At 41.6% G+C, this 4,507-nt stretch carries 5 protein-coding genes; 3 read left to right on the top strand and 2 right to left on the bottom strand.

Annotated features, from left to right (window positions below; translation table 11 throughout):
• Both B9T16_RS26210 and B9T16_RS26205 read left to right on the top strand, forming a co-directional pair.
• The coding region (locus B9T16_RS26210) for a pyocin knob domain-containing S74 family peptidase (protein ID WP_410246130.1) at window positions 1-1,318 on the top strand (1,318 nt) is incomplete at its 5' end.
• A 364-nt stretch (window positions 1,319-1,682) separates the two neighbouring features.
• On the top strand, window positions 1,683-1,937 hold the full coding sequence (locus B9T16_RS26205) for a hypothetical protein (RefSeq protein WP_410246129.1): 255 nt from the start codon (window positions 1,683-1,685) through the stop codon (window positions 1,935-1,937).
• Between the two features lie 316 nt (window positions 1,938-2,253).
• On the opposite strand, the gene B9T16_RS26200 is transcribed toward B9T16_RS26205, so the two are convergent.
• The gene (locus B9T16_RS26200; RefSeq protein WP_410246128.1) at window positions 2,254-2,436 is read right to left on the bottom strand and encodes a hypothetical protein; all 183 of its coding nucleotides are present in this window, start codon (window positions 2,434-2,436) and stop codon (window positions 2,254-2,256) included.
• A 467-nt stretch (window positions 2,437-2,903) separates the two neighbouring features.
• On the opposite strand from B9T16_RS26200, the gene gcvT reads away from it, so the two are divergent.
• Window positions 2,904-4,016, top strand: coding sequence for a glycine cleavage system aminomethyltransferase GcvT (gcvT, locus tag B9T16_RS26195; RefSeq protein WP_006615988.1), 1,113 nt, complete (start codon window positions 2,904-2,906; stop codon window positions 4,014-4,016).
• Here the strand turns inward: gcvT and B9T16_RS26190 are convergent, their stop codons facing one another.
• Complete coding sequence (locus B9T16_RS26190) at window positions 4,017-4,145, bottom strand: hypothetical protein (RefSeq protein WP_006615989.1); 129 nt, start codon at window positions 4,143-4,145, stop codon at window positions 4,017-4,019. It abuts the gene before it with no gap.
• Window positions 4,146-4,507 lie beyond the last annotated feature (362 nt).

Raw genomic sequence — 4,507 nt, 5'->3', positions numbered from 1 at the left:
GGGAAGTTCATGGCGTTTTTGTACTGTACAAAGATATAATGATTCTTTGATTTCTCAAACAATGATACCTTTTGGAGGAGAAGGTATTTATCAAATAAATCGTGTAAGTGGAGTCTGGAGTAGCTGGCAAAAATTAGCTTTTACAAGCTCTAATATTACAGGTAATGCAGCAACTGCAACCACGCTCCAAACTGCAAGAACAATTAATGGGACTTCGTTTAATGGTAGTGCCAATATAACAATAACTGCCAAGACTCCTAATACATTAACAAATGGTACGGGATTAACTGGAAATAATTTTAATGGGAGTGCTGCAACAACATGGGCAGTTGCTTACGGCACTACAGCAAACACAGCCTRTCAAGGCAATGATAGTAGATTATCTGACGCTAGGAATCCCACAACGCACACACATTCAAATATTACATTAACTGCAGGTGATGGTTTATCCGGAGGAGGAACTTTAGCAGCTAATAGAACAATTGATGTAGATTCAACTGTGGTTAGAACTACAGGTAATCAAACTTTAACAGGAATTAAAATATTTAACATAACAAATAATCCAGTAACTTTTGCAACTAATGAAAGTTTTCCTGATGGAAATATGCTTATTGATTTTAATGTTTGGAGGGGGTTTGACATCCGCCGGATAGGCTCTAGTGCTAGTTCGGCAAGTTTAGTACTAAATAGTAGAGTTGGAGGAAATAGCTGGGCGTTTTCTCATCAAGGGAATTATTCTATGGAATTAGAAGCAAATAATAATCCTAGAGTATTTATATATCATGGTATTAATTTTCATCAAAGCGATTGGCGAGCTGTTCCTAACGATAGATGTTCAATACAAGTATACAACGGACAGACATATTTTACAAAGAGCTCAACTCTTTCATCATCTGGAGTACATACTAGATTTAGAGTAGGAGGCACAAMTGTATCTTATATTAACGATAATGGAGACTACGTTAAAGGTAGCTCTGATATTAAATTCAAAACACTTTTATCAAAACCAACTATAGGGTTAAGCGAAATTAACGCATTGACAGTCACGTGGTTTAAGTATAATGAACTTGCAGCATTTCATGGCTTTAATCCAAGTACAGAACAATTTGGTTTAATTGCTCAAGAAGTACAAAATATATACCCTAACGCAGTTGAAGTGGTTAAAAATGACCATACAGATAGTCCTGAAGTTGACGACAAAAAAATAGATTACTTAACAATAATGTATGATAAACTGATACCATTAGTGATTGCGGCAATTCAGGAATTATCAGAAAAAATCGACAAATTAGAAAATATGCTAAACACTCAACAATAAATTAACAGATAATGCCTAATGCACTTGATATATCTGAAAATAATTGGTTTAAAGTTTATGAACTTAATTTCAGGATAGAAGATGATAGCTACACGGTACTAAAAAATTGCCTGACATTTCTGGCAGTAAATTTGTTAGGATATTATTTGACGCTGACAGTGTACCCGTGTACTGGAAAATGGCAGGGTGGCTTAAATTCTATGCCTACAATGATGTGAAGCAGAATATGATGGTTAAAAAAGAGACTATATGGCTTAATGAATATCAAATAATTGAATCACCGCCGTACAGCAATTTTTACGCTTCATTTTCTCCACTAGAAAGGATTAAATGGTTTACACTTCATTTTTGGAAATTAATATAAATGAACTTAATAATAGTTGAACTAGGATTAATTATTGTCGCGATTATTATCAGTATGTTCATTACGCATACAGGAAACTTACTTATTGAGAATAGGTTAGACGGTATCCAAAATAGCCTAAATTATTTGATTAGATATGTTAATGATTTTATACCATCAACAGTTGGTAAAAAACAGTTAGAAGATAAAAAGCAATCACCCCATCTCCCAATCAACAGAGATGATATTGATGATGATGGTTGGCGTAAACCCTAACAGCTAACAGATAACACCTACCCCAATAACTTAAATGGCCCCTATGGTTTCTGACTGTAGGGGTTCATTCATATTATCTGTTTACTAGACTGTATTTTCAGTCCAGTAAATGGTTTATATGAATGCTCACCCCTAATTTACCTACAATAAACACCCTAAGCCAAAACCTTAACCCGTCTATTAGGGGTACTGGGTTCCGCCTGGGATGATTACCACCAAAAATTGGAGACTTGTCTAGCGGTATGTAGGTATCGGTTTCGATGGTAAGGCAATTCCCTAGGATTATGTAGGTATCAGCGAGAGATGACGAAACAAGTTACCAGTTGAAAAGTTGTTTAGGGGTATCGGGTTGGTTCTGGTAGATGATAGTTAGATTATGCGATCGCATTTTGTTGGTAGCGAGTAGGCTCCTCAAGATTTCACCAATAATCTGACTCCCATAGGGAACCAGGTAGGCGGTCTGATATCTTTGTACATTGATAGGGGTATCGTTGTACATTGATAACCTAGTGGGTTCCCCCTACGGCTACCTACGGCTATCGTGTTGACTTGGAAGCATATCCCCCCCCTAACCGAAACAAACACTCTTAGGGGTGCGACCGATGTGATAGCAGTCAATGGTTCGTAACGAACCGATAGGCTTGCCATTGACTGCTATCACGAGAGAGTTACCTTATCGGTGTTTGGTTAGGGGGGTGGTATGGGTATTTGACAGATTGATTAAGTTGTGCTTATTGACTGAGTAATCAACCTATTGACAGAATTATTTTCCTGTGCTAGGACTAGATTGTGAGTAACATTTGAGTAACTCGATAGGATATAGGGGTTGAGTAATAACCCGCTATCGCTGTCAGGATAAGGGTTTAAAGGCAATGCAGGCGAAAGGAGAGTTTCCAGGGAGGCGATCGAAGTTGTGAAAGTTTGCCTTAAAATAAATACTTATCCCATTACCGTTAGACTCCGGCAATGAAACCAACCCTGACTCGCACCCCTCTATATGACCTATCCGTTGAACTCAAAGGCCGGATGGTTCCATTTTCAGGCTGGGAAATGGCGGTTCAGTATTCCGGTATTACCCAAGAACATCAAGCAGTGCGATCGCAAGTGGGACTATTTGACATCTCCCACATGGGCAAATTTTCCCTCCAAGGTGAACAGCTAATCAATGCCCTCGAACCCCTATTTCCCTCTAGTCTCAGTCGTCTACAACCCGGTCAAGCCCAATATACAGTCCTATTAAATAGCAGTGGCGGCATATTGGATGATGTCATTTTTTACTACCAAGGCTTAGACCCAGCCACAGGAAACCAGCGGGGAATGATGATTGTTAATGCAGCCACCAAGTCCAGAGATAAGGCTTGGGTTGTCGCCCATTTGGAAGGAACCGGAGTCGCCCTAGAAGACCTATCTCGCAGCCAGGTATTAATTGCAGTCCAGGGACCTCAAGCGGAAGCCGTCCTTGGACCCCTAGTAGAAGCCGACTTATCAGCAGTTGCCAATTTTGGACATATAGAAACCACCCTATTAGGAAAACCTGCATTTATCGCCCGCACCGGATACACCGGAGAGGATGGGTTTGAGGTAATGGTAAATCCCCACACCGGAGTAAATTTATTTCGACACTTAATAGAAGTGGGGGCAACTCCCTGTGGTTTGGGCGCTAGAGATACCCTGCGTTTAGAAGCGGCAATGGCTTTGTATGGGCAAGATATTGATACCCATACCACCCCTTTAGAGGCCGGTTTAGGCTGGTTAATCCATTGGGATGAGAAGGGAGACTTTATCGGCCGTGAGTCCCTAGAATCGCAAAAATCAGGGGGTTTATCGAGGCGGTTAGTGGGGTTAGAAATGCAGGGGCGATATATTGCCCGCCACGGTTATCCTGTGAAGGCTGGCGGCGAGGTTGTGGGAGAAATTACCAGCGGCACAATGTCCCCTACCCTGGAAAAGGCGATCGCCTTAGCCTATGTTCCCGTAGAATTAGCCAAAATCGGCCGCCAAGTAGAAGTGGAAATCCGTAATAAAATCTACCCGGCAACAGTGGTTAAACGTCCCTTCTATCGTTCCCCACATCGGTAGTTAACAGTTCATAGAGTGGCGATCGCTCCCAGCCTGTTGCCATGACCGGATCAGGACGTTGATGGCAATACGGTGACGGTTACTTTCTAAAGGCTCTCCATCATCAAAAATCAAATCTGTCGGCGGCATGGAGGGTTCCCAGTCCGTTTCCGTAGCAGTTTCGGGGCTAGTATTGGCAGTGAGTTACTGACATTTTCCGTTCCCCCCTCTCTCGTATTTCCGAGTTGCTCACGATTATATCCCCAGCCACCCATAGCCGCCTGGGACCACAGCCATGATAAGCCCTACTTATGGCAGCCATGAGAATAAGTGTGGCTCAACCCCTTTACAAACCTTAACCGAGTGTGTCATATTATAGACACGGTAGAAAAACAACTGCCGGATAAGTACCTCGAAAATTCAATACAGCAATCATATCCAACATGACTACTACCATTCAGCAGCGCGAGAGCGCCAACACCTGGGAACGGTTTTGTAGCTGGGTAACATCC

This window comes from Arthrospira sp. PCC 8006 (assembly GCF_046480465.1).
GTDB classification, from domain to species: Bacteria; Cyanobacteriota; Cyanobacteriia; order Cyanobacteriales; family Microcoleaceae; genus Limnospira; species Limnospira platensis.
This window is presented reverse-complemented; position numbering and strand designations above follow the sequence as displayed.